At 71.8% G+C, this 24,677-nt stretch carries 21 protein-coding genes; 2 read left to right on the forward strand and 19 right to left on the reverse strand.

Annotation, left to right across the window (positions count from 1 at the left end):
• Positions 1-14: 14 nt before the first annotated feature.
• From QC282_RS22420 to QC282_RS22470, 11 genes are all read right to left on the reverse strand, one after another.
• The gene (locus QC282_RS22420) at positions 15-542 is read right to left on the reverse strand and encodes an NUDIX hydrolase (RefSeq protein ID WP_279551334.1); all 528 of its coding nucleotides are present in this window, start codon (positions 540-542) and stop codon (positions 15-17) included.
• Positions 532-1,308 (reverse strand): signal peptidase I, encoded by a 777-nt coding sequence (lepB, locus tag QC282_RS22425; RefSeq protein ID WP_279551335.1) that lies wholly within the window; start codon positions 1,306-1,308, stop codon positions 532-534. Before lepB (QC282_RS22425) ends, QC282_RS22420 begins: the two co-directional genes overlap by 11 nt.
• 136 nt (positions 1,309-1,444) lie before the next feature.
• A complete protein-coding gene (gene lepB, locus QC282_RS22430; RefSeq protein WP_279551336.1) occupies positions 1,445-2,413 on the reverse strand; it encodes a signal peptidase I in 969 nt (322 codons plus the stop codon).
• Complete coding sequence (lepB, locus tag QC282_RS22435; protein WP_279551337.1) at positions 2,298-3,413, reverse strand: signal peptidase I; 1,116 nt, start codon at positions 3,411-3,413, stop codon at positions 2,298-2,300. Before lepB (QC282_RS22435) ends, lepB (QC282_RS22430) begins: the two co-directional genes overlap by 116 nt.
• The gene (lepB, locus tag QC282_RS22440; RefSeq protein WP_279551338.1) at positions 3,406-4,122 is read right to left on the reverse strand and encodes a signal peptidase I; all 717 of its coding nucleotides are present in this window, start codon (positions 4,120-4,122) and stop codon (positions 3,406-3,408) included. The genes lepB (QC282_RS22435) and lepB (QC282_RS22440) overlap by 8 nt, the downstream gene beginning before the upstream one ends.
• A gap of 45 nt (positions 4,123-4,167) precedes the next feature.
• A complete protein-coding gene (rplS, locus tag QC282_RS22445; RefSeq protein WP_279551339.1) occupies positions 4,168-4,518 on the reverse strand; it encodes a 50S ribosomal protein L19 in 351 nt (116 codons plus the stop codon).
• Between the two features lie 135 nt (positions 4,519-4,653).
• Positions 4,654-5,487 (reverse strand): tRNA (guanosine(37)-N1)-methyltransferase TrmD, encoded by an 834-nt coding sequence (trmD, locus tag QC282_RS22450; RefSeq protein ID WP_279551340.1) that lies wholly within the window; start codon positions 5,485-5,487, stop codon positions 4,654-4,656.
• Complete coding sequence (gene rimM / locus QC282_RS22455) at positions 5,487-6,041, reverse strand: ribosome maturation factor RimM (protein WP_279551341.1); 555 nt, start codon at positions 6,039-6,041, stop codon at positions 5,487-5,489. The genes trmD and rimM overlap by 1 nt, the downstream gene beginning before the upstream one ends.
• A gap of 81 nt (positions 6,042-6,122) precedes the next feature.
• Complete coding sequence (locus QC282_RS22460) at positions 6,123-6,362, reverse strand: RNA-binding protein (protein WP_003973401.1); 240 nt, start codon at positions 6,360-6,362, stop codon at positions 6,123-6,125.
• Positions 6,363-6,364: 2 nt separating this feature from the next.
• The gene (gene rpsP, locus QC282_RS22465; protein ID WP_279551342.1) at positions 6,365-6,784 is read right to left on the reverse strand and encodes a 30S ribosomal protein S16; all 420 of its coding nucleotides are present in this window, start codon (positions 6,782-6,784) and stop codon (positions 6,365-6,367) included.
• A gap of 272 nt (positions 6,785-7,056) precedes the next feature.
• Complete coding sequence (locus QC282_RS22470) at positions 7,057-7,659, reverse strand: hypothetical protein (protein ID WP_279551343.1); 603 nt, start codon at positions 7,657-7,659, stop codon at positions 7,057-7,059.
• Between the two features lie 528 nt (positions 7,660-8,187).
• On the opposite strand from QC282_RS22470, the gene QC282_RS22475 reads away from it, so the two are divergent.
• Positions 8,188-9,045: a class I SAM-dependent methyltransferase gene (locus QC282_RS22475; protein ID WP_279551344.1), complete on the forward strand. Its 858-nt coding sequence runs from the start codon at positions 8,188-8,190 to the stop codon at positions 9,043-9,045.
• 96 nt (positions 9,046-9,141) lie between these two features.
• Here QC282_RS22475 and ffh read toward each other — a convergent pair whose 3' ends face one another.
• The 5 genes from ffh to QC282_RS22500 all read right to left on the reverse strand — a co-directional run bounded on the left by ffh (position 9,142) and on the right by QC282_RS22500 (position 16,748).
• The gene (gene ffh / locus QC282_RS22480; RefSeq protein WP_279551345.1) at positions 9,142-10,692 is read right to left on the reverse strand and encodes a signal recognition particle protein; all 1,551 of its coding nucleotides are present in this window, start codon (positions 10,690-10,692) and stop codon (positions 9,142-9,144) included.
• 83 nt (positions 10,693-10,775) lie between these two features.
• Positions 10,776-13,232, reverse strand: a complete 2,457-nt coding sequence (locus QC282_RS22485; protein ID WP_279551346.1) for a [protein-PII] uridylyltransferase — start codon at positions 13,230-13,232, stop codon at positions 10,776-10,778.
• Between the two features lie 23 nt (positions 13,233-13,255).
• Positions 13,256-13,594 carry a P-II family nitrogen regulator gene (locus tag QC282_RS22490; protein ID WP_142192909.1) on the reverse strand — a complete coding sequence of 113 codons (339 nt, stop codon included), beginning with the start codon at positions 13,592-13,594 and terminating at the stop codon, positions 13,256-13,258.
• The gene (locus QC282_RS22495; protein WP_279551347.1) at positions 13,591-14,946 is read right to left on the reverse strand and encodes an ammonium transporter; all 1,356 of its coding nucleotides are present in this window, start codon (positions 14,944-14,946) and stop codon (positions 13,591-13,593) included. Before QC282_RS22495 ends, QC282_RS22490 begins: the two co-directional genes overlap by 4 nt.
• Positions 14,947-15,272: 326 nt before the next feature.
• Positions 15,273-16,748: a hypothetical protein gene (locus QC282_RS22500; RefSeq protein WP_279551348.1), complete on the reverse strand. Its 1,476-nt coding sequence runs from the start codon at positions 16,746-16,748 to the stop codon at positions 15,273-15,275.
• Between the two features lie 446 nt (positions 16,749-17,194).
• Between QC282_RS22500 and QC282_RS22505 the strand changes: the two genes are divergently transcribed.
• Positions 17,195-17,860 (forward strand): bifunctional DNA primase/polymerase, encoded by a 666-nt coding sequence (locus tag QC282_RS22505; protein WP_279551349.1) that lies wholly within the window; start codon positions 17,195-17,197, stop codon positions 17,858-17,860.
• Positions 17,861-17,954: 94 nt separating this feature from the next.
• Here QC282_RS22505 and ftsY read toward each other — a convergent pair whose 3' ends face one another.
• The 3 genes from ftsY to smc form a co-directional block, all read right to left on the reverse strand.
• A complete protein-coding gene (gene ftsY / locus QC282_RS22510; RefSeq protein ID WP_279551350.1) occupies positions 17,955-19,160 on the reverse strand; it encodes a signal recognition particle-docking protein FtsY in 1,206 nt (401 codons plus the stop codon).
• 218 nt (positions 19,161-19,378) lie between these two features.
• A complete protein-coding gene (locus tag QC282_RS22515) occupies positions 19,379-20,797 on the reverse strand; it encodes a sugar porter family MFS transporter (RefSeq protein ID WP_279551351.1) in 1,419 nt (472 codons plus the stop codon).
• A 252-nt stretch (positions 20,798-21,049) separates the two neighbouring features.
• The gene (gene smc / locus QC282_RS22520) at positions 21,050-24,628 is read right to left on the reverse strand and encodes a chromosome segregation protein SMC (protein WP_279551352.1); all 3,579 of its coding nucleotides are present in this window, start codon (positions 24,626-24,628) and stop codon (positions 21,050-21,052) included.
• Positions 24,629-24,677 lie beyond the last annotated feature (49 nt).

The following is a 24,677-nucleotide window of genomic DNA, read 5'->3' on the forward strand; positions in this document are numbered from 1 at the left end:
AGTCCCACGGACCCCTAGACGATTTCGGTGTCAAGGGTCACGGGCCGGGCGGGAGGACCTTCGTCGAGCAGTGTGCGCAGCAGCTCGGCGAGTCTCGTCGGATACACCGTCTCATGTGCCCGGGTCAGTTCCTGACACGTCCACCAGCGCGCTCCGGCGACACTGCGCCGCTCCAGGTCGGTCAGGCCCAGCGCCTCGATCGCCGTCCGGGTCGTGCGGGCCAGGTAGTACCACTCGTCCTGGTCCCAGCGGCGGCCGGCGAACGGGAAGGAGCACGTCCGCCGCCAGAGCACCGGGCCGAGCTCAACCTCGGTGATGCCGGTCTCCTCGGCGAGTTCCCGCAGGGCGGCCTCTTCACGTGTCTCGTCGCCCTCCAGACCGCCGCCGGGGGTGAACCACCAGTCGTCGGCCGGATCCTCCGGCTCGTGGCCGTGCAGCAGCAGGATGCGGTCCCGGGGGTCGAGCAGGACGACCCGTGCCACCTTGCGCAGCCCGGCCGCGGGGGCTTCCCGGTCGCCGGCGTCCGTCGCCTCAGCGGGCACCGGCCGGCTCCGTCCTCGCCCGCGCACGGGAGGCGCTCCTCCGCCTGGCGAGGGGGCCGTACGCCGCCCCGCCGAGTACCAGCGCGGCGCCGCCGACGATCAGCGCGACCATGGCGCGCAGCGGTCCCGGCGTGGACAGGCCACCGAGGGTCTCGAAGCCGGTGGGGCGCTCCAGCATGCCGTTCATGGGCCACACGACGGCGTCGACACGGCCCTCGACGGTGCTGCGCGAGACGGTTCCCTTCGCGGCGTCCGTGAGGTGGGCGGTGGAGTCCACGGAGTTGCCGCGTTCGTCGCCGAGCAGGAACAGCCGGCCCTCGGGGACCGTCACGGTGGGGAAGTTGGCGACCCCGGCCGCCTCGCCCTCGGCGAGGTACGGCTCGTCGATCTCCTTGCCGTTGACCTTCAGCTTGCCGTCCTGGCAGCAGGCCACGGTGTCGCCGCCGACGGCGACCACACGCTTGAGCATCGGCACGTTGGCCCAGGTGGTGTCCTTGAAGACGACGACGTCTCCGCGGCGCACCTCGGCGCCGTCGACGCGCTGCGCGAGCACCCGGTCGCCGGCGTCGATCGAGGGCGTCATCGAGGTGGTGGGCACGGTGTACGGCCGGTAGACGACCGCTCCCCAGGCGAACCCTCCGAGGAACAGCACCAGGCCCAGCGCCACCGCCAGGCCGGACAGGAACTGCCCGGTCCGGCTGCCCGCCGGGCCGCTGTTCGTGCCGCCGCTGCGCGGGGCCGTGCGTGTCGTGCTCTGACCACCCATGGATCCGCACCCTACCCGGCGGTACCTGACCCGGTCAGCCTTTGGGTCCGACCGAGGTCACAGCTCCACGAGGGCTTCACGGGGCCCGGCGCGCCGGCGGGTCCCACGGCACCGGGCCGCGCCGGCGGCAGCCGCGTCAGCGGGTCCGGGCCACCGCGATCCGCTTGCGGCGCCACAGCGCGAACGGGACGACGCCGACGAGGGCCAGGCCCTGCGGCGCGACCGACAGGGCGGCGGCGGGCGCCGCGTTCAGGCCGTCCTGGTCGAAGGTGTCGGGCACGGGCAGCGTGTCCCAGCGGTTGACCGGCCAGGCCACGACGACGGCCCGTCCGACGACGTCCTTGACCGGGACCATGCCGCCGTTCTTGTCCGACCGGTTGTAGCGGGAGTCGCGGGAGTTCTGCCGGTGGTCGCCCATGACCCAGACGTGGTCCTGGGGGACCTTCACCTTGAACTGGCCGCCCTGGTCGTCCATGCTGCACGGCGTGTTGCCCAGGTAGACGTACGACTCCTCGTTGAGGGCCTTGCCGTTGACCTTCAGCGGGCCGGTGCCCTTGCACTCGATGGTGTCGCCCCCGACACCGACGACCCGCTTGATCAGGTCCTTCTCCTCGACGGACGGCATGAGGCCGATCCAGCTGAGGAACGTCTGGATCGCGTTCGGGTCGGCCGTCGGCTCGCCCGCCAGCCAGTTGTCGGGGTCGTGGAAGACGATGACCTCGCCGCGCTCGGGCTCGGCGCCACCGAACCACGGGGTGAGCTTGTCCACCAGGACGCGGTCACCCTGCTGCAGGGTGTTCTGCATCGAGTCGGAGGGGATCGAGAACGCCTGCACCAGGAACGTCTTGATCAGCAGCGCGAGAACCAGCGCGATACCGACCAGGATGGGCAGTTCCTTCCAGAAGGAGCGGGGCTTCTTCGCCTTGGCACCCGGCTTGTCGGGCCCCTGGTCGCCGGTCCTGGTCTGCTCGCCCGTCACCCTGTCGTCCTCACCCGCTCCGGAGCCACTCCCGGAGGTCACGGCGCCGGAAGCCGGGACGGTCGACTCCACGGAGCGTCCGCGGTGATCCTCGCCGTCGTGCCCGGACCGTGCGCCTACCGCCACATCCCCCACGCCAACTCCTTACTCCTTGCCACTGCCTGCGCCATCCGCGACGCAGGCCCACCACTCCCATAACGAGCGGGAGTTCCGCAGGGGTCGGGAGCTGAATCAATCTTTCCGGTTCTGATGCCGGGTCATCAGGTGCAACCCTATGCGACAGCTCGGCGGCGGCGGTCGACGCGGCACCCGGGTCGGCCACGGAGGCGTAGGTTTTCGGCTCGTCGAGGGTGCTCCAGTGGCCCAGCGGCCAGGCGATGACCACGGCCCGGCCGACCACCTCGTCCTCGGAGACGGTGCCGCTGTTGCCCTTCCTCTGGTGGTAGCGGGAGTCCGCGGAGTTGGAGCGGTGGTCGCCCATCACCCACAGCCGCCCCTCGGGCACGGTGACGTCGAAGGGGGTGCTGGAGGGGGCGTTGCCGGGGAAAAGGTAGTCCTCCTCCAAGGGGACGCCGTTGACGGTGACCCGCCCTTGGGTGTCGCAGCACTTGACGCGGTCGCCGCCGACGCCGACGACGCGCTTGATCAGGTCCTTCTCGTTGTCGGACGGCAGCAGGCCGATGAAGGTCAGGCCTTCCTTGATCTGCTTGACGACGACGGGGTCGTCCTTCTTCTGCGTGCCGGTCTCGTCCTGGAGCCAGCCGCCGGGGTCGCGGAAGACGACGACGTCGCCGCGCGCGGGCCTGGAGCCGAACCACGGCGTGAGCTTGTCGACCAGGACCCGGTCGCCGATCTGGATGGTCTGCTCCATGGAGCCCGACGGGATCACGAAGGCCTGGACGAGGAACGTCTTGAGCACGAGGGCTATGAGGACGGCGACGCCGACGAGGAGGGGGACCTCTTTGACGGCGGAGCGCCTGCGGCGCCGCTTGACCTTGCGCTGGAGCTTGCGGCGCTCCGCGCGGGTACGCCCGCCGGCCGGGCCGCTCGCCCGCCGGGTGCCCGTGGGCAGCAGGTTGTCCGCGGCGCTGCGGGGCGCGCCGCGGGGTTTGCCGCGGTTACCCATGGGCGCCCTCCACGGCGGGCACACGCGCGTAGACGTCGGGGCGGACCAGGCGGGTGGCATGGTCGAAGGGCCAGACGATCCAGTCGGCGCGGCCGACGACGTCACCGACGGGGATCATGCCGCCGCCCGGGGAGCCGAGGTGGTCGCGGGAGTCGCTGGAGTCGCTGCGGTGGTCGCCGAGCACGAACAGGGTGCCCTCGGGGACGACGACGTCGAAACGCACCGTGGACGGGCTGTCGCCGGGATAGAGGTATGTCGACTCGTCGACCGACCGGCCGTTCACCTGGAGCCTCCCCTCCCTGTCGCAGCAGACCACGCGGTCTCCCCCCACACCGACAACGCGCTTGATGTACTCCGCGTCCCCGAAATACCCACTTCCGTCGAACACGACAACATCACCGCGCCGCGGTTCGGCACCGAAACGGTACGCCAACTTGTTTACGAGAACCCGGTCCCCGATCCTCAATCCGCGTTCCATGGACCCGCTGGGGATCTGGAAGGGCTGCAGGACGAACCTGCTGAACAGCAGCAGGAACAGCAGGCAGAGCAGCAGGGTCAGGGTGATCCGCCCGCCGGGCAGCCAGTCCGCCGCCCGCGACACCAACGCGAAACGCGACCGGCCCTCCGGCCCCGTCGGATCCGAGGTGTCCTCGGTCTCGCAAGGGCTGGAGGAGCGGTCGCGCTCCGTCGGCTGTGCTTCGGTGTCCATCGGGGCCAGATGCTATCCGGCCCCCGCACGGACTCCGGCGCGAGCTCAGCTCTCGCGCTTCTCCTTGATCTTCGCCGCCTTGCCGCGCAGCTCGCGCAGGTAGTACAGCTTGGCGCGGCGGACGTCGCCCTTGGTGACGAGCTCGATCTTCTCGACGATCGGGGTGTGCACCGGGAAGGTGCGCTCGACGCCGACGGAGAAGGAGACCTTGCGGACCGTGAAGGTCTCGCGCACGCCGGCACCCTGGCGGCGGATCACCACGCCCTTGAACTGCTGCACACGGGAGCGGTTGCCCTCGATGACGCGCACGTGGACGTTGACGGTGTCGCCGGGGCGGAAGGCCGGGACGTCGGTGCGCAGCGACGCGGAGTCGACGGTGTCGAGCAGGTGAGACATTTCGTCTGCTTTCTTCGCTGATGCCACAGGTCATCAGCGGCACTAGAGAGATTCGGTTCGGGGGTGTGCGGGTCGGAGCGGGCGTCGTGTCCCCCTGTGGCAGGGGCGCACGCCGGACGGGCGCACAACAGCGGCCTATTCTTCCACGCCGTCGGTCCTGCGCCAAAATCGGCCGTACGGCTCCCCCTCCGGGGCGGGTGACCAGCCCAGGATGGAGAGCATCTCGCGGTCCTTCTTGTCGAAGGCCTTGGGATCGCACCGCTCGATGAGGTCGGGCCGGTTGGCGGTGGTGCGGCGCAGGGCCTCGTCGCGGCGCCAGCGGGCGATCTTCCCGTGGTGGCCGCTGAGCAGGACGTCCGGGATGCCGCGCCCGCGCCACTCGGGCGGCTTGGTGTAGACGGGGCCCTCCAGCAGGCTCGCCATGGCGCCCGGCGCGAAGGAGTCGTCGCGGTGGGACTCGGCGTTGCCCAGGACGCCGGGCAGCAGCCGCGCCACCGCCTCGGTGACGACGAGGACGGCCGCCTCGCCGCCGGCCAGGACGTAGTCGCCGATGGACACTTCGTAGACCGGCAGGCGGGTGGCGTACTCGTCGACGACGCGCCGGTCGATGCCCTCGTAACGGGCCGGCGTGAAGATCAGCCAGGGGCGCTCGGAGAGCTCGACGGCGAGTTCCTGGGTGAAGGGCCGGCCGCTGGGCGTGGGCACGATGAGGGCCGGCTCGCGGGAACCGGTCTCGTAGCCGTCGGCGAGGACGGAGTCGAGCGCGTCCCCCCAGGGATCGGTCTTCATGACCATGCCGGGGCCGCCGCCGTACGGGGTGTCGTCGACGGTGTTGTGCCGGTCGTACGTCCAGGAGCGCAGGTCGTGGACGTGCACGTCGAGCTGCCCACGCGCGCGTGCCTTGCCGACCAGGGAGACGTTCAGCGGTTCGAGGTACTCGGGGAAGATCGTGACGACGTCGAGCCGCATTACGCCTCTTCTCCGGCCGCGTCCCGGGCGGAGGCGATCTCGGCCCGGTCGTCGATCAGACCGGGCGGCGGGTCGATGACCGCGCGCTGCTCCTCCAGGTCGATCTCGGTGACGATCTCCTGGACGAACGGGATCAGCACCTCGGTGCCGTCGGGACGCTCGACCACGAACAGGTCCTGCGAGGCCAGGTGGGAGATCTCGGTGATGCGGCCGACCTCGGTGCCGTCCACGGTCACCACGTCGAGGTCCATCAGCTGGTGGTCGTAGTACTCGTCCTCGCCCTCGGGCAGTTCGTCGGGGTCGACCTCGGCGATCAGGAGGGTGTTGCGCAGCGCCTCGGCGGCGGTGCGGTCGCGCACACCTTCGAAGCGCAGCAGGAGACGGCCGCTGTGCACGCGGCCGGTCTCGATGGTGAGCGGACCGGTCGAGGCCGGGTCCGTGGCCAGGACGGCGCCGGGGGCGAGCCTGAGCTCCGGTTCGTCGGTGCGTACCTCGACGGTGACCTCGCCCTTGATGCCGTGGGCACGGCCGATGCGAGCGACTACCAGCTGCACTTTTCTGGATCTCCTGTCATACGACTGCGGGCCGGGGACGGCCCTGTGGCCCTCCCCGGCCCGAGCCGGTGCTGCGTTGCGTCAGCGGACGTGGTCCACGTCGACGAGGTCGACGCGGACACCGCGGCCGCCGATGGCGCCCACGACGGTGCGCAGGGCGCGTGCGGTGCGGCCGTTGCGGCCGATCACCTTGCCGAGGTCGTCCGGGTGGACCCGGACCTCGAGCACCCGCCCGCGGCGCAGATTGCGCGAGGCGACCTGCACATCGTCAGGGTTGTCGACGATGCCCTTCACGAGGTGCTCGAGAGCCTCCTCGAGCATGCTCAGGCCTCGGTCGACGCGGACTCAGCGGCGGCCTCGTCCTTCTTCTCAGCCTTCTTCTTCTGGGTGATGGCCTCACCCTTGCCCTCGTCGTCACCGCCGAGAGCCTCGAACGACGGGCGCGCCGGCTTCTCGGCCGGCTGCAGCAGCGGAGCCGGGGCGGGCTCGCCCTTGAACTTCTGCCAGTCGCCGGTCTTCTTCAGGATGGCGAGCACGGGCTCGGTCGGCTGGGCGCCGACAGAGAGCCAGTACGCCACGCGCTCGCTGTCGACCTCCATCACCGACGGGTTGTACGTCGGGTGGTACTTGCCGATCTCCTCGATGGCCCGGCCGTCACGGCGGGTACGGGAGTCGGCGACGACGATGCGGTAGTGGGGCGAACGGATCTTGCCCAGACGCTTCAGCTTGATCTTGACTGCCACGGGAGTGGGTTCTCCTGGATTTGACGTGGTTGGGCACGGCGAGACGGCCGCGTGGGGTTGCGGTACCCGAGTGCCCGATGGACGCGTCAGCCGGAGGAGAGAGGGGTCCTGTGCGGCTGTCGAGTACAGCTGACCATTCTGCCACACCCTGCGGGTCACGCTTGACCGCGGCCGTGTCGGGCACGCCTGAGCGGCACCCGGCGCCCGAGGACGTCGGGTGCGCGGCCCGGCGCCGCCAGTGCCGACGTGCGACTGCCACGAGCAGCCGCACGTCAGCCTGCCGCGGCTCCCACGACCTCCGGGATGCGGAACGGCTTGCCGCAGCCGCCGCACATGATGGGGGCCTGGGCCAGGACCGACGGAACGACCCGGACGTTGCGCCCGCAGTCGCACACCGCCTTGACGCGGACACCTCCGCCGGAGGAGCCGTGCCGGGCGGCGGGACCGCGGAAGCTGCGGGCGGTGTCGGACGCCGTCGCCGCCGTGTGGGCCTTCAGCGCCCGCTGGAGGCGCTCGATCGTCGGCCGGTAACGGCGCCTCGCCTCGGGCGTGAGCGAGACCAGCGAGAAACCGCTGCTGGGATGCGGTTCCTCGGGGTGGTCAAGACCCAGCTCCTCGGCGATCGAGAGGAATCTGCGGTTGTGGTAGCGGCCGGCCCGGGACGTGTCGCGCACTCCGCGGGCGGCGGCGATGCCGTGGACTGCCTCGTGAAGCAGTCGCTCGAAGGAGAGCTCGTGTCCGCAGGCGGACGACGACTCCCCGATCAGGGACTCCGGCGCGGCCAGATCCGGCAGCTCGGGGTGGTGCCGCTGAATGTCGGCCCACGCCTGCGCCAGTTCCGCGGCGAGAACAGGTGGTGTCTGTGTCGTGCTCACGTAATGACAACGAGCCGGGGTGCCGCTGTGTTCCTATTCCGGGGCATCCCAAATAATTTGCACGTACCCGTCAGTTGGCACTGATGCGTCGCGACGAGGGCGGGTGCGCTGATCTGCGGAGAAGCCTCGCAGCTCGCCACAAGACGGTACGTAGTTCAACATACGACCCGGCGTGTAGGCGGGATCCGGGCGCCGGGGGTGGCCGCGCTCCGGATGCGCAAGAGGCGATTCGGTCGCTCTGGCGCCGGAGGGCCTCCCCTCACCCAGCGCACGCGACGACCGCGACGTTACCCGGTCCGTCACCGACGTCCCGCACCGACCCGTCGTGACGACCTTGGCCGGAACCGTCCAGGTTGCCGGAATGTGAAATCTCGCCCCTTTCCCACGGATTCAGCAAGCCGGGCCCCCGTTCCACTGGACGCGACGCCGCGCTCGGAGTTTCCTGGCTTACGGGGGGAGTGCGAGCGCATCTTCACGGGGGCCGGTACATGGGCACAGCGGCAACTCTCGGCGGATTGGGGCGCTTTCATGACACCTACGCTCGTGCGACAGCACCCGCGGCACGTGGGGGCGATACCCGGCGTGGACCGGCGTGCACGCGCGCGTGACTGGTCGGAGATCCAGGAGCGGATGCTGGTGCCGCTCTACGAGGCCGTCTACGAGCGACTCGACGTGGGCTCCGGCACGCGGCTGCTCGGCCTCGGCTGCGGTTCGGGGCTGGCCCTCCTCATGGCGGCCACCCGCGGCGCCGCGGTCACCGGCGTCGACACCTCCTCCCCCGAACGGCTCCAGCTCGCCCGGGAGCGGCTCCGGCCGGAGGCGTGGGACACGCGCGCGCGTGCCGCGACCCGGGTCGTCGACGGCACGCCCGGGGACACGGCCGACGCGCGGACGCCCGCGTACACACTGGTGACGGCCTTCGAGCCGATCGGCTGTCTGGCGGGCGACTCGGAAGGGCTCGGTGAGCTGATCGAGGAGGCGACGCCGCTGGCCACGCGCGGGGCGCCCGTCGTGCTGGCCGGCTGGGGCCCGCCGGAGCGCTGCGCCACGTCGTCCGTGTTCCGGGTGGCGACGAAGCTGGCGGACCCGCTGCGCAGTGCGGGCACCTGGCGCCCGGCGCTGCGGGACGACCTGGAGGAGGTCGCCCAGCGCGCGGGCCTGAGGCCGGACGGTTCCGGCCGGGTGTCCTGCCCCTTCGGGTACGCCGACGTGGACAGCGCGGTGCGGGGTCTGCTGTCGACGGGGCTGTTCGACGCGGCGATCGTGGCGACCGACCAGGAACAAGTGGACAAGGAGCTGGCGGAGGCGCTGCACGCCTACCGGCGGGCGGACGGCACGGTGTGGATGCCGAACGTGTTCCGGTACCTCATCGCCCGCACGCCCTGACCTGGCCGAACGCCACTGGGGGCGCCCCTTGTGACGAGGGGCGCCCCCAGTGGCGCGTGTGCGGGAACCGGCCGGAGCGTGGACCGCGCGGGCCGGTCAGCCCATGAACTTCTTGAACTCGTCCGGCAGCTCGAAGTCCTGGCCGCCCTGCTGCGGCAGGCCGAAGGCGTTGCCGCCCTGGGCTGCGGCGGCGCGGCGGGCGGCCTCCTCCTGCTCCTGCTGCTTGCGCTTCATCGGGTTGCCGGAGCGCTGCTTGCCCTTGGCCTTCTTCGGCTGCTTCTTGGAACGGCCCGGGCCGCCACCCATGCCCGGCATACCCGGCATCCCGGGCATGCCGCCGCCCTGGGCCATGCGGGACATCATCTTGCGGGCCTCGAAGAACCGCTCCACCAGGTTCTTCACGGCGCCGACCTCGACACCGGAGCCCTTGGCGATACGGGCGCGCCGCGAGCCGTTGATGATCGTCGGGTCCTGGCGCTCGCCCGGCGTCATCGACTTGATGATCGCGGCCGTGCGGTCGACGTCCCGCTCGTCCAGGTTCTGGATCTGGTCCTTGATCTGGCCCATGCCGGGCAGCATCCCGAGGAGCTTCGAGATGGAGCCCATCTTCCTGACCTGCTCCATCTGGGCCAGGAAGTCGTCCAGGGTGAATTCCTGGCCCTTCTTGGACGCCAGCTTGGAGGCCATCTTCTCGGCCTCTTCCTGGCTGAACGTCTTCTCCGCCTGCTCGATCAGGGTGAGCAGGTCACCCATGTCGAGGATGCGGGAGGCCATCCGGTCCGGGTGGAAGGCGTCGAAGTCGTCGAGCTTCTCGCCGTTGGAGGCGAACATGATCGGCTTGCCGGTCACCGAGGCGATCGACAGGGCCGCACCACCGCGGGCGTCGCCGTCCAGCTTGGAGAGCACCACGCCGTCGAAGCCGACGCCGTCGCGGAAGGCCTCGGCGGTGTTGACCGCGTCCTGGCCGATCATCGCGTCGACCACGAACAGGATCTCGTCCGGGGAGACCGCGTCGCGGATGTCCGCGGCCTGCCGCATCATCTCCTGGTCGATGCCGAGGCGGCCGGCGGTGTCGACGATGACGATGTCGTGGACCTTGGACTTCGCGTGCTCGATCGAGTCCTTGGCGACCTTCACCGGGTCGCCGACGCCGTTGCCCGGCTCGGGCGCGTAGACGGCCACGCCGGCGCGCTCGGCGACCACGCTGAGCTGGTTCACGGCGTTGGGGCGCTGGAGGTCACAGGCGACCAGCAGCGGCGAGTGGCCCTGTTCCTTCAGCCACCGGCCGAGCTTGCCCGCGAGGGTGGTCTTACCGGCACCCTGGAGACCGGCCAGCATGATGACGGTCGGCGGCTGCTTGGCGAAGCGCAGCCGGCGCGTCTCGCCGCCCAGGATGATCACCAGCTCGTCGTTGACGATCTTGATGAACTGCTGGGCGGGGTTGAGCGCCTTGGAGACCTCCGCACCGAGGGCGCGTTCCTTCACGCTCTTGATGAAGGAGCGCACGACGGGCAGCGCCACGTCCGCCTCGAGGAGCGCGATGCGGATGTCGCGCGCCGTGGCGTCGATGTCCGCTTCGGACAGCCGTCCCTTGCCGCGCAGGTTCCTGAAAGTCGCTGAAAGGCGATCGGAAAGAGTATCGAACACGGCGCTCGCGGTCCTCGGGGTCGGTGACAGGCGAATGAATCGCCCTCCAGGGTATCCCGGCCGGGCAAGTCACCGGGCCCGGCTCATCCTCGCAGGGTCTCCTCCAGCTTCCGGGCGACGGACGACGCCTCGTCCGCGGGCAGCGGAGCGCCCTGCGGGCCGGTGACGTAGAAGGCGTCCACGGCGTTGGCGCCGAGGGTGGAGACGTGCGCGCTGCGCGTCCACACGCCCGCGTTCTCCAGAGCGCGGCCGATGCGGAACAGCAGCCCCGGGGCGTCCTGGGCGCGGACCTCGATGACCGTGGCCAGCCGGGAGGCGGCCGGGTGGACGGTGACGCGGGGCGGCGGCGCGACGACGCCCCGGCGGCGCGGGTAGGCGGCGTCGCGTTCGGCGAGGCGGCCCGCGATGTCCAGGGTGCCGTCCAGGGCGCGTACGAGGTCGGCGCGCAGCCGGGCGGCCTGCGGCAGGGAGCCGTACTCGGCGGCGACCCGCCAGTTCAGCAGGAGTACGGAGCCGTCGACGCCGTCGGGCAGGTCCACGGCCCGCAGCTCGGCCGTCCGTACGGTCAGCCGGTGCATGGCGAGCACGCCGGCGACCGCGGGCAGCACGCCCGACTGGTCGGGCACGGCGATGAGGAGCTCCACGCCGAGCGGTTCGGGGTCCCCGGGCTGGTCCTGGGCGGCGGACTCGGGCGGCGGCTCGGTCTGGGCCCGCAGCGCGAGCACCGGGCTGCCGGTGGCGACGGCCTCGATGGCCAGGCGTTCCTGCTCGGCGGTCGGCGCGGCGCTCTCCGGTTCCTCGGGGATGTCGCCGGCGAGCACCGCGGAGACCCGTTTGACCAGTTCGGTGACGAGGGAGCCGCGCCAGCTCGACCAGGCGGCCGGGCCGGTGGCCAGGGCGTCGGCCTCGGTGAGGGCGTGCAGCAGTTCCAGGGTGCTCTGGGAGCCGACGGCGTCGGCGACCGAGCGGACGGTGGCCGGGTCCTCCAGGTCGCGCCGGGTGGCGGTCTCCACGAGCAGGAGGTGGTGGCGGACGAGGGCGGAGAGCACGGCGACGTCCGCGCGGTCGAAACCGATGCGCGCGGCCACGTCCCTGGCGATGATCTCGCCGGCCACCGAGTGGTCGCCGGGCCAGCCCTTGCCGATGTCGTGCAGCAGCGCGGCGACCAGCAGCAGGTCGGGGCGGCTGACGCGGCGGGTGAACTCGGAGGCCCGCACCGCCGTCTCGATGAGGTGCCGGTCGACGGTCCACACGTGCACGGCGTTGCGCTGCGGGCGGCAGCGGACCCGCTCCCAGTCGGGCAGCAGGCGGGTGATCAGACCCTCGGCCTCCAGCGCCTCCCACACCTCGACGGTGGGGCGCCCGGAACCGAGCAGGGTGACCAGTTGCTCGCGGGCCTCGGCGGGCCACGGTGTCGGCAGCGGGCGCACGGTGGCCGCCATGCGGCGCACGGCGTGCAGGGAGAGCGGCAGCCCGGCCTGTGCGGCGGCGGCCGCGGCGCGCAGCGGGAGCACGGGGTCGCGGTCGGGGCGTGCGGCGCGGGCGAGCACCACTTCGCCGTCCTGTTCGACGACGCCCTCGGCGAGCGGTGAGCGGTCGGCGGCCGGTTTGCCGCCGCCCAGCATGGCGCGCAGCCGGGGCCGCACGGACCGGGCCCGCAGGACGCGCCCGACCTCGCGCCAGGTGACGTCGCCGGCGTACGAGATGAGGCGTGCCGCCTCGTACACCTGCCGCAGCAGGGCGTCGGCGTCGAGGAGGCCCAGCTCGGCGGCGACCTGGTCCTGCTCCTGGAGCGCGAGCCGGTCGGTCGCGCGCCCGGTGGCCAGGTGCAGCGCGTCGCGGACGTCGAGGAGGCGGCGCCGGGCGTCGGCGAGGCCCTCGCGCGGGGCGTCGGCCAGCCAGGACGCGGCGACGGCGCGCAGGGCGGTGGCGTCGCGCAGGCCGCCGCGGGCTTCCTTGAGGTCGGGTTCCAGGAGGTACTGCAGTTCGCCCTGGCGTTCGGCGCGCTCGGCGCACAGTTCCTGGAGTTCGGGCAGGCGTTTGGGCGCCTGGTTGCGCCAGTCCGCGAGGACGGCGGTGCGCAGTGCGGCGGTGAGGCCGAGGTCGCCCGCGACGTGCCGGGCGTCCAGCAGGCCGAGCTGGGCCTTCAGGTCCTCGCCGGCGGTTTTGCGGGCCTCGGCCGGGGTCCTTACGGAGTGGTCGAGGTCGAGGCCGAGATCCCACACGGGGTACCAGAGGCGGTCGGCGAGCACGGCGACGGCCCTGGGGTCGCTGCCGTCGTGCAGCAGGAGCAGGTCCAGGTCGCTGCGCGGGGACAGCTCGCCCCGGCCGTAGCCGCCGACGGCGACCAGGGAGGCGCCGCACAGTTCGCCGGTCGCCGCCGTGAACAGCCCGGCCAGCCAGTCGTCGGTCAGTCCGGACAGGGCCGCACGGCGCGGCGGCCCGGACTGCGCCCCCTCGGTGAGGAGGCGCAGCCGGGCCGCCGCGTAGCCGCTGGGTCCCGGGTCCTCTGCTTCGTTGCGCACGCTCGTGCTCGTCACCCAGCGACTCCTGTTCCGTTGCCCTACAGCGCGTCCGGGCCGCGCTCGCCGGTCCGGACGCGTACGGCGGTGTCGACCGGGACGGACCACACCTTGCCGTCACCGATCTTGCCGGTACGGGCCGCCTTGACCACGACGTCGATCAGCTGCTCGGCGTCGTCGTCCTCGACCAGCACCTCGATGCGGATCTTGGGGACCAGGTCGACGGTGTACTCGGCGCCGCGGTAGACCTCGGTGTGTCCCCGCTGCCGACCGTAGCCGCTGGCCTCGGTGACCGTCAGACCGTGCACGCCGAAGGCCTGCAGGGCTTCCTTGATCTCGTCGAGCCGGTGCGGCTTGACGACGGCGGTGATGAGCTTCATGCGTCCACCTTCTTGCTCTCGGCCGTGCTCCCGGCGCCGACGACGGGGGCGGGGGCGGCGGTCCGGGCGGTACCCCCGCCGGCGCCGCTGAAGTCGTATGCGGTCTCGGCGTGCTCCGCCTGGTCGATGCCGGCGACCTCTTCGTCCTCGGTGACCCGCATGCCGATGGTCTTGTCGAGGAGGAGGGCGAGGATCGCGGAGACGACCAGCGAGTAGGCGAGGACACCGAAGACACCGGCGCACTGCTTCCAGAACTGGTCCAGGCCGCCGCCGTAGAAGAGGCCCGCGACGTCGGACTGGCCCTTGCCGGTGGCGAAGAAGCCGACGAGCAGGGAGCCGAGGATGCCGCCGACGAGGTGGACGCCGACGACGTCGAGGGAGTCGTCGTAGCCGAACCGGTACTTCAGGCCGACCGCCATGGCGCACAGCACGCCGGCGACGACGCCGACCGCGATGGCGCCGAGCGGGGAGACCGCGCCGCCCGCCGGGGTGATGGCGACCAGGCCGGAGACCGCGCCGGAGGCGGCGCCCAGCGTGGTGAAGGCGCCGTGGCGGATCTTCTCGTAGGCGAGCCAGCCGAGGATGGCGGCGGCGGTGGCGACCTGGGTGTTGACGAACATCAGCGCGCCGACGCCGTCGTCGTTGCCGAGCCAGGAGCCGGCGTTGAAGCCGAACCAGCCGAACCACAGCAGACCGGCGCCCAGCATGACCAGCGGCAGGCTGTGCGGGCGCATCGGGTCCTTCTTGAAGCCGACGCGCTTGCCGATCACCAGGATGACGCCGAGGGCGGCGGCACCGGCGTTGATGTGCACGGCCGTACCGCCGGCGAAGTCGATGACGCCGAGCTCGAAGGCCCAGCCGCCGGTGCCCCACACCCAGTGGGCGACCGGGAAGTAGACGATCGTGGCCCACAGGGCGATGAACAGCGCCCAGGCGGTGAACTTGACGCGGTCCGCGAGGGCGCCGCTGATCAGGGCGGGCGTCAGGATCGCGAACATCAGCTGGAAGACCAGGAACACGAAGACGGGGATCGTGTAGCCGTCCCACAGCTCGGTCAGGCCGATGTTGCTGAGGCCGACCCAGTCGGAGTTCCAGCCGACGATGCTGCCCGTGTCCGTGCCGAACGCCATGGAGAAGCCGTACAGCACCCACAGGACGGTGACGATTCCCAGGCTGATGAAGCTCATCATCAGCATGTTCAGGGTGCTTTTGACGCGGACCATGCCTCCGTAGAAGAAGGCCAGGCCCGGGGTCATGAGCATCACCAGGGCGGAACAGATGAGCATGAAGCCTGTGTTGGCGGACGACAGCGTGGGTGCGTCCGCCGCAAGCGTGATGGCGGCTGATGCCATCGGCGTCTCCTCGTCATTGGTACGGCCCCGTGCGGGCGAAGCCTGAGCGGATTGAGGGGTGGGCCGGTTATGCGCCAAGAGATTGGCGCAGCGCCGTTTCGGTGGAAGCCCCTCGTTGTTTCGCCGCCGTGACGAAGGCGCCCTGGGTGTTACGCGTCGGTGAACTGCCTGATCCCGGATCGCCGGATCGTTATCGTGGCGCAACCTTCGTACGAAGGGCGCCGCGGGGGACGCGAACCGGCCGCGGTCGGCCTTCCGACGACCTGGCGTGGGGGGAGCCGAGTCGGGCTGTTCGGGAGGGCCGGCCGCGGCCGGGGTTCTGGCGGTCAGACCGCTTCGGCGGTCTCCGGCAGCTCTGCGGCGAGCCGCTGCGTGAGGTCCACGACGTCGGCGAGGTCGCCGAAGTCGCGTACGGCCGTGTCGACCGTCTTTCGGATACGGGTGTTGACGCGCTCGGAGCGGACCTTTTTGGCCTCTTCCATGGCCCGCTGGGCGAGGACGGCGCTCTGCTCGGGCTCGCGCTGGAGGAGGTGCACGGTGGCCATGCCGATCAGGTTCAGCGCGTAGGACCGCTGGTGCTCGCCGTCCTGCGCGAACAGTTCCACGGCCCGCCGCATCAGCGGTTCGGCCAGGGACGCGTAGGTGGGGCTGCGGCCCGCGACGTAGGCGAGGTCGCGGAACGAGTGGGAGTTCTCGCCGTACAGCTCGGCCTCGGAGAAGAAGCGGATCCAGTCGGGGTCGGGCTCGTCCCACTCGTCGGCCTCGGCGAAGGTCTCCTCGGCCATCCGGACCGCCCGCTTGCACTTTCCGGGCTGGCCCATGTTGGCGTAGGCGCGGGCCTCCATCGCATACAGCATCGACTGGGTGCGCGGGCTCGCGCAGTCCCGGCTGCCGTACTGCGCGAGGTGGATGAGCTCCAGGGCGTCGTCGGGCCGGCCGAGGTGGATCATCTGGCGGCTCATGCTGGAGAGGATGTACGAGCCGAGCGGCCGGTCGCCGGCCTCCTTGGCGGCGTGCAGCGCGAGGACGAAGTACTTCTGCGCGGTGGGCTGCAGCCCGATGTCGTACGACATCCAGCCGGCCAGTTCGGCCAGTTCGGCGGCGACCTTGAACAACGTGCGGGTGGTGCGCTCGGGTTGGGGTTCCTGGAGCAGGTCGGTCACCTCGTGCAGCTGGCCGACGACCGCCTTGCGGCGCAGGCCGCCGCCGCACTGGGCGTCCCACTGCCGGAACATCACCGTGGTGGTCTCCAGCAGGTCCAGCTCGGGCTTGGAGAGCCTGCCGCGGGCGCGGGTGGTGGGCTCCGGCCGGGGCTCCTGCGTCGGGCCGGCCGGCGCGGGGACGAGCCAGCGCTGCATGGGCTCGATGAGGGACGGTCCCGCGGACAGGGCCAGCGAGCTCCCGAGGAAGCCGCGCCGCGCCAGCATCAGGTCGCTGCGCGAGAACTCGCTGAGGTGGGCCACGGTCTGCGGGCCCGTCCAGGGCAGGTCGACGCCGGTCGCGGAGGGCGGCCGGCGGGTGCTGCGCAGTCCCAGGTCCTCGACGGAGACGACGACGCCGAAGCGCTCGGAGAACAGCTCGGACAGGATCCTGGGGATGGGTTCGCGGGGGTTCTCGCCGTCCAGCCAGCGGCGCACGCGCGAGGTGTCCGTGGAGATGTGGTTGGCGCCCAACTGGCGTGCCCGGCGGTTGACTTGGCGGGCGAGCTCGCCCTTGGACCAGCCGCTGCGGACGAACCACGAGGTGAGCAGCTCGTTGGGGCGCTTGTCCGCGTTCGTCGCGTTACCGCCGTTGCCGCTCACTGGAACGCCCCCATCCCTGAGACCACTGTGCCGTCGAGTGCGCCAAGCCCTATCAGAATGCCGGTGATTGGATCCTCCCGTCCGCCGATCGTCACCCTTCGAACGGAAGGTCGCATTGCCTCCGGCATACCCAGAAAGGCATGTGCCCCCTGGCCTCGTGCACCCACGGTAGTCCTACGATCACGCACCCGGCCGCGGAGAACCAGCAAACGCCACCATTCGCCACCCCTTCGAATGAACTCACCCAGGCCGGTGTCCGATTCACTTGACATAGGCCAGTCAGAAGTGGGTGGAGCGGTGCACCGAGGGGCGCACGCCGTCGAACGCGCCACCCCGGACACCCCAGGGCGCCGCCTGAATCGCGCGGCAACGGGGAGTCGAAAACAGAGAGTCACGTTCCGCGTCCGTTTCGTAACCAGCGGTGCGTCGGACCCGTTGGAGGGGGCATGGGCTTCACGATCGGCAGCAGTCGGGGCATTCGTGACATCCGGTCCGGCGCACGCCGCCGCGGCCGCTCCTCGGAGTGCACCGCCGTGGCCGAGTTCACCGGACTGTGGGGCTGGGACGTGGTGCCGGGCACCCGGGCCGCCGCGGGCGCCTGCTCCTGCGGCCGGGGCGACTGCCGGGCCCCGGGCGCGCACCCGCTGGACGTTGCGGCGGAGGTCCCCGCGGGCGCCACGCTGGACGAGGTGACCCGCGCCTGGTCGGCGTTCCCCGGCGCCTCGGTGCTGCTGCCGGTCGGCCGGACCTTCGACGTGATCGAGGTCGCCGAGTCCGCCGGGCGCCGCGCGCTGGCCCGGCTGGAGCGCATGGGTCTGCCGCTGGGCCCGGTCGCCGCCACCCCCGAGGGCCGCGCGCACTTCTTCGTCGCCCCCGGCGCCGCGGCCCAACTGCCCCAGCTGCTCTACCGCATGGGCTGGGACGACCCGGCCTCCCTGGACCTGCGCGGCCTCGGCCGCGGCACGTACGTCACGGCCCCGCCCTCGGACCGCGGCGGGCGCGGGCCGGTGCGCTGGCTGCGCTCCCCCGCCCTGGACTCGGCGTCGAAGCCGCCGGCCGCCCGGCTGCTGCTGGGCACGCTGGCGTACGTGGCGCACCGGTCACGGGCGTGACGCCCGCCTGGCTCACGACGAAGCGCCCGTCCCCGAAGTTCTCGGGGCGGGCGCTTCGTCGTACGTCGTGAGCCTGCGGATCTCCGGAGGTGCCTCACTCCCCGATGAGCGCGTCGACGAACGCCTCCGGCTCGAACGGCGCCAGGTCGTCGGCGCCCTCGCCGAGCCCCACGAGCTTGACCGGGACGCCCAGCTCGCGCTGCACGGCGATGACGATGCCGCCCTTGGCGGTGCCGTCCAGCTTGGTGAGCACGATGCCGGTGATGTCCACGACCTCGGCGAAGACGCGGGCCTGGACCAGGCCGTTCTGACCGGTGGTCGCGTCCAGCACGAGCAGGACCTCGTCCAGCGGGGCCTGCTTCTCCACGACGCGCTTGACCTTGCCGAGCTCGTCCATGAGGCCGGTCTTGGTGTGGAGCCGGCCGGCGGTGTCGATGAGGACGACGTCCGCACCGAGTTCCTTGCCCTCCTTGACCGCGTCGAAGGCGACGGAGGCGGGGTCGCCGGCCTCCGGGCCGCGCACGGTGTGGGCGCCGACCCGCTCGCCCCAGGTCTGCAGCTGGTCGGCGGCGGCGGCGCGGAAGGTGTCGGCGGCGCCGAGGACGACGCTGCGCCCGTCGGCGACCAGGACGCGGGCGAGCTTGCCGGTGGTGGTGGTCTTGCCGGTGCCGTTGACGCCGACGACCATCACGATGCCGGGCTTGCTGGTGGCGGGCTCGGTCTTGACGGTGCGGTCCATGTCGGGGCCGACGAGCGTGAGCAGTTCCTCGCGCAGCAGGGTGCGCAGGTCCTGCGGGGTGCGGGTGCCGAGCACCTTCACCCGCTCGCGCAGCCGCTCGACCAGTTCCTGGGTGGGCTGCACGCCGACGTCGGCGGTCAGCAGCGTGTCCTCGATCTCCTCCCAGGTGTCCTCGTCCAGGTGCTCGCGGGACAGCAGCGTGAGCAGTCCCTTGCCCAGGGCGTTCTGCGAGCGGGACAGCCGGGCGCGCAGGCGTACCAGGCGTCCCTCGGTGGGCTCCGGGACCTCGATCTCGGTGGGCGGGAGTTCCTCGACGGGCGGTTCCCCGACCATCGTCGAGCCGCCGCCCGGCAGGTCCACCTCCTCTATGGTCCGGCGCGGTTCGTCGCGCGGCGTCTCGGCCTCGTCGCCGACGTGCGGTTCGGCCGGAGGGGCGGTGATGTCGGGCGCGGCGGGCGGCGGCGGGGGCAGCGTCTTCTTCCGGCGGCTGCCGACGACGAGCCCGCCGAGCGCGCCGAGCACGACCACGGCGATGACTACAGCAAGGATGACGATTTCCATAACCCGTCCAGTATCAGCCATGGGCCCCGCCGGGCACCTCGCCCGCGCGCCCGCCGTGCCGCGCGGGCGGGGAACGACACCGCCGCCCCGGCTCGGGCGGTGCCGGGCCGGGGCGGCGGACGGTGCGAGGAGAGGGGCGGCGGGGACTTGGCCCTTCTCCTCGGGCTCGGGCCTCGCGGGGCAGGGTGCCGGCCGCCGTGAGGCTCAGGTTGCCGGGGTCAGCCCATCTCCTCCAGCGCCTTGCCCTTTGTCTCCTTCACGAACTTGAGGACGAACGGGATGGAGAGCGCGGCGAAGGCGGTGTAGATCACGTAGGTGACGGACAGGTTCCAGTCGGCCAGCGACGGGAAGCTCGCGGTGATGGCCCAGTTGGCGATCCACTGCGCGGCGGCGGCCACACCGAGGGCGGCCGCGCGGATCCGGTTCGGGAACATCTCGCCGAGCATGACCCAGACGACGACACCCCACGACAGGGCGAAGAAGAGCACGAACACGTGGGCGGCGATCAGGGCGACCCAGCCCTGCGTCTCCGGCAGCTTGCCGCCGACCAGGTCGAAGGAGAACGCCCAGGCCTCCAGCGCGAGGCCGATCACCATGCCGACGGAGCCGATGATGGCGAGCGGGCGGCGGCCGATGCGGTCCACGAAGATCATCGCGATGACGGTGCCGACGATGTTGATGATCGACGTGGTGAAGGAGTAGAAGAACGATGCGGTCGGGTCGATGCCGACCGACTGCCACAGCGTCGAGGAGTAGTAGAACGCGACGTTGATGCCGACGAACTGCTGGAAGACCGACAGGCCGATGCCGACCCAGACGATCGGCTTGAAGAGGAAGCTGCCGCCGAGCAGGTCCTTGAAGGACGACTTGTGCTCGCTCTTCATGGCGTTCTCGATCTCGGCGACGCGGGCGTCGAGGTCGATCTTCGTGCCCTCGACCTCGCCGAGGATCTCGCGGGCCCGCTCGTGCTTGCCCACGGAGATCAGGAAGCGGGGGGACTCGGGGATGGCGAAGGAGAGCAGGCCGTAGAGGACGGCGGGGACGACCATGACGCCGAGCATGACCTGCCAGGCCTCCAGGCCCATCAGCTCGCCGCGCTGGTCGCCGTCGGCGGCGTTGAGCAGGCCCCAGTTGACCAGCTGGGAGACGGCGATGCCGACGACGATCGCGGCCTGCTGGAAGGAGCCGAGCCGGCCGCGGTAGGCGGGCGGGGCGACCTCGGCGATGTAGGCCGGGCCGATCACGGAGGCCATGCCGATGGCGAAGCCGCCGACGACGCGCCAGAAGGCGAGGTCCCACAGCGAGAACGGCAGGGCCGAGCCGATGGCGCTGACGGTGAACAGGACCGCGGCGATCTGCATGCACCGGATGCGGCCGATGCGGTCGGCTATGCGGCCGGCGGTCGCGGCGCCGATGGCGCACCCGATCAGGGCGATGGCGATGACCTGGGCCAGCGCCGCGGAGCCGATGTCATAGCGGTCCCGGATGGCCTCGACGGCGCCGTTGATCACGGAGCTGTCGTAACCGAAGAGGAAACCGCCCATCGCGGCCGCCGCCGCGATGAAGATGACGTGCCCGAGATGTTCGGGGTGAGCCGTCCTGGCTCCTGACTTGGGTGCCTGCGCTGTGCTGGTCACGTGTACTCCTCGGGCCACCGGCAACGTCGCCGGGGTGGGGGGTCAGCCCTTCCAGGTATTACCTGAAGGTAAAAGCAACGTTGCAGAGACTATGCCTTCAAGTTTCGAAGTCAAGAGGTTGTATCTATGAATTTTTAACGGGTTCGACCCTGCGCAAGGTGCAGTTGTGTTCAACAGTTGAAGTGGTGTGGCGGAGACGTGCGTGAAGTGCAGGTCAGACAGGTGTAGACCACACGCACATCGGTGCGCGGCCTAGCGCAGTCGCTGACTGATGACCTTGGACACACCGTCGCCCTGCATGGAGACGCCGTACAGCGCGTCGGCGACCTCCATCGTGCGCTTCTGGTGCGTGATCACGATCAGCTGCGAGGCCTCCTGCAGCTCCTGCATGATCCGGATCAGCCGCTGGAGGTTGGTGTCGTCGAGCGCGGCCTCGACCTCGTCCATGACGTAGAACGGACTGGGCCGCGCCTTGAAGATCGACACCAGCATGGCGACCGCCGTCAGCGACCGCTCGCCGCCGGACAGCAGCGACAGCCGCTTGACCTTCTTGCCCGGCGGACGCGCCTCGACGTCCACGCCCGTGGTGAGCATGTTGTCGGGATCGGTCAGCACCAGGCGCCCCTCGCCGCCCGGGAAGAGCCGGGAGAAGACGCCCTCGAACTCGCGGGCGGTGTCCCGGAAGGCCTCGGTGAAGACCTGCTCGACGCGCTCGTCGACCTCCTTCACCACCTGCAACAGGTCGGCCCGCGTCTTCTTCAGGTCCTCCAGCTGCTCGCTGAGGAACTTGTGCCGTTCCTCCAGCGCCGCGAACTCCTCCAGCGCCAGCGGGTTCACCTTGCCGAGCTGCTGGTAGGCCCGCTCGGCGGCCTTCAGCCGCTTCTCCTGCTCGGCCCGTACGAAGGGCCTCGGCCGGTTGCGCGGATGCTCCGGGTCCTGGGGCAGTTCCTCGCCCTCGGCGGGGGGCGAGGGCGGCACCGGCTGGTGCGGGCCGTACTCCCCCACCAACCCGGCCGGTTCCACACCCAGTTCCTCCAGCGCCTTGGTCTCCAGCTGCTCGATCCGCAGCCGCTTCTCGGCGCCGAGTACCTCCCCGCGGTGGACCGAATCCGTCAACTTGTCGAGTTCCGCCTTGAGATCGCGTCCCGCCGCGCGCGCCTGACCGAGTTCCTGCTCGCGACGCGTCCTGGCGGCCTCGGCGGCGGTACGTTCCTGCTCGGCGCGGGCCAGGGACACCTCGACGTGCGCGAGGAGCTGGCGGGCGCCGGACGCGACGGCCTCGGCGACGGCGGCCTCGTGACGCAGCCGGGCCCGCCGCTGCTCGGCACGCGCGCGTGCCTCACGTTCGACGCGGGCGGCCCGGTCGAGCGAGTCGGCCCGTCCCGCGAGCCCCTTCACCCGCTCCTCGTGGGTACGGACCTGGAGGCGGGCCTCCATCTCGGTCTGGCGGGCGTTGGCGCCGTCGGCGGCGAGCCGGTCGCGCGCGGAGGTGTCCGGTTCCTCCTCGATCGGCATCTCCTCGGCGACGGCGAGTCGCTCGGCGAGTTCCTCGGCGTCCTGGAGGGCCTTGTCCAGCGCCTCCTGCGCGCGTGCCGCGGCGGCCGTGGACCGCTCGGCCTCACCGGCCGCGCCCCGGGCCTGCCCGGCGAGCCGCCCGAGCTGCTGGGCGACGGACGACTTCTCACGGTCGGCGGCCCGGCGCCGCTCCCCCAGCTCCTCCACGCGCGCCCGGCACTCCTGGCGCCGCTCGGCCGCCGCGTGCTGCGCCCCGGCCAGTTCCTCGCACCTGACCGCCAGCTCCTCCAGCTCGGCGGCGGCCTCGTCCACGGAGGCCTGCACCTCCAGCAGGCTCGGCGCCCCGGCGGACCCGCCGTGCGCGAAGTGCGCGCCGAGCAGATCGCCTTCGGCGGTCACCGCGGTCAGGTCGGGACGGGCGTAGACGAGGTCCTCGGCGTCCTCCAGGGTGCTCACGACGACGATGCCCCGCAGGAGACGGCGTACGGCGGGCATCAGGTCGGCGGGGCCGCGGACCAGGTCCGCCGCGGGAACCGCCGTATCGGGCCGGCGGTCGTCCGCGCCGCCCGGACCGGCCGCCGGGCCGGGGTCCTCCGGTGCTCCCGCCAGCAGCAGCGACGCCCGTCCCGCGTCCTGCTTGCGCAGCAGCCGGATGGCGTCCGCCGCGGCGGACGGTGACGTCACCGCGAGCGCGTCCGCCGCCGCGCCGAAAGCCGCCGCCAGCGGGACCTCGTACCCGGGCGTCACCGTCAGCAGCTCCGCCGCCGGGCCGAGCAGGCCGGTGAGCCGGTCCCGGGCGCCGAGCAGGGCCCCGGTGCCGTCCTTGCGGCGCAGGCCCATGGCGAGGGCGTCGTGGCGGGCCTGGGTCGCGGCCCGTTTGCGTTCGGCGGCGGTGACGGCCTCGCGGGCGGCGGTGTGCGCGGCCTCCGCCTCGGCGAGCCGCGCCTTGGCGGCGTCGTGCCGCTCGGCGAGTTCCCGGTCGCCGGCGTCCAGGCCGTCGACCTCCGCCTGGAGTGCCTCGTACTCCTCCTGGGCGGCGGCGGCCCGCTCCTGGGCCTCGTCGCGGGCGGCGGCCAGCCGCTCGATCTCGGCCTGGGCGGCGGCCGCGCGGGACCGGGCGGCACCCACCTGACCCCGCAGCCGGGCCAGCCCTTCACGGCGGTCGGCGATGGCGCGGGCCACGTCCTTCAGCCGGCGTTCCTCGGCGGCCAGTTCGCGTTCCAGGTCGGCCCGGTGGGCGACGGTGTCCTCCAGGGCGCGCCGGGCCGCCTCCAGAGCCGCCTCCAGCTCGGCCTCCTGCTCGCGGACGCGGGCGGCCTCGCGCTCCATGTCCTCCGGGTCGCGGCCCCGCCGCTCCTCGGGCGGGGCGGAGGTGGCGCTCTTCACGCGCGCGTCGGCGAGCGAGATCGTGCCGCGCACCCGCTCGGCGAGCTGGGACAGCTCGACCCAGGTCTGCTGGGCGCGCTGGAGGCGGGGCGTGAGCTGCCGCACCTCGTCCTCCAGCAGGGCCTCGCGCTGCTGGGCCTTCCTCAGCTCCTGCTCGGCGGCTTCCTTGCGCTCCTTGAGGGCGGCCTCGTCGGCGACCTCGGCGTTGAGCGCCTCCCGCAGCCGTACGAGGTCGTCGGCGAGGAGGCGCAGCCGGGCGTCGCGCAGGTCGGCCTGGATGACGGCGGCCCGCCGGGCGACGGCCGCCTGCCGTCCGAGCGGCTTGAGCTGGCGCCGCAACTCGTCCGTGAGGTCCTGCACGCGGGCGAGGTTGGCCTGCATCGCGTCCAGCTTCCGCAGCGCCTTCTCCTTGCGCTTGCGGTGCTTGAGGACGCCGGCGGCCTCCTCGATGAAGGCGCGGCGGCCCATCGGGTCGGCGTGCAGGACGGAGTCGAGCTGGCCCTGGCCGACGATGACGTGCATCTCGCGGCCGATGCCGGAGTCGGACAGCAGTTCCTGGATGTCGAGCAGGCGGCAGGTGTCGCCGTTGATCTGGTACTCGCTGCCGCCGTTTCGGAACATGATCCGCGTGATGGTGACCTCGGCGTACTCGATGGGCAGCGCCCCGTCGGAGTTGTCGATGGTCAGCGACACCTCGGCCCGGCCGAGCGGCGGGCGGCCGGTGGTGCCGGCGAAGATGACGTCCTCCATCTTGCCGCCGCGCAGCGACTTGGCGCCCTGTTCGCCCATGACCCAGCTGAGCGCGTCCACCACGTTGGACTTGCCCGAGCCGTTCGGGCCGACGACGCACGTGATCCCCGGTTCGAACCGGAGCGTGGTCGCCGAGGCGAACGACTTGAACCCGCGGAGGGTCAGGGCCTTGAGGTGCACGCCCGTGGACTTTACCCGCCGGGGTTGTCTCACTCCATGAACCCGCGGT

Source organism: Streptomyces sp. DH24 (assembly GCF_029813775.1).
Taxonomy (GTDB): Bacteria; Actinomycetota; Actinomycetes; order Streptomycetales; family Streptomycetaceae; genus Streptomyces.

Excerpts from the sequence above, each read along its gene's own strand:
- lepB (WP_279551335.1), bottom strand. The coding sequence starts at position 1,308 with ATGGGTGGTCAGAGCACGACACGCACGGCCCCGCGCAGCGGCGGCACG.
- lepB (WP_279551337.1), bottom strand. The coding sequence starts at position 3,413 with ATGGGTAACCGCGGCAAACCCCGCGGCGCGCCCCGCAGCGCCGCGGAC.
- lepB (WP_279551338.1), bottom strand. The coding sequence starts at position 4,122 with ATGGACACCGAAGCACAGCCGACGGAGCGCGACCGCTCCTCCAGCCCT.
- rplS (WP_279551339.1), bottom strand. The coding sequence starts at position 4,518 with ATGTCTCACCTGCTCGACACCGTCGACTCCGCGTCGCTGCGCACCGAC.
- trmD (WP_279551340.1), bottom strand. The coding sequence starts at position 5,487 with ATGCGGCTCGACGTCGTCACGATCTTCCCCGAGTACCTCGAACCGCTG.
- QC282_RS22460 (WP_003973401.1), bottom strand. The coding sequence starts at position 6,362 with ATGCTCGAGGAGGCTCTCGAGCACCTCGTGAAGGGCATCGTCGACAAC.
- QC282_RS22475 (WP_279551344.1), top strand. The coding sequence starts at position 8,188 with ATGACACCTACGCTCGTGCGACAGCACCCGCGGCACGTGGGGGCGATA.
- QC282_RS22490 (WP_142192909.1), bottom strand. The coding sequence starts at position 13,594 with ATGAAGCTCATCACCGCCGTCGTCAAGCCGCACCGGCTCGACGAGATC.
- QC282_RS22495 (WP_279551347.1), bottom strand. The coding sequence starts at position 14,946 with ATGGCATCAGCCGCCATCACGCTTGCGGCGGACGCACCCACGCTGTCG.
- QC282_RS22505 (WP_279551349.1), top strand. The coding sequence starts at position 17,195 with ATGGGCTTCACGATCGGCAGCAGTCGGGGCATTCGTGACATCCGGTCC.
- ftsY (WP_279551350.1), bottom strand. The coding sequence starts at position 19,160 with ATGGAAATCGTCATCCTTGCTGTAGTCATCGCCGTGGTCGTGCTCGGC.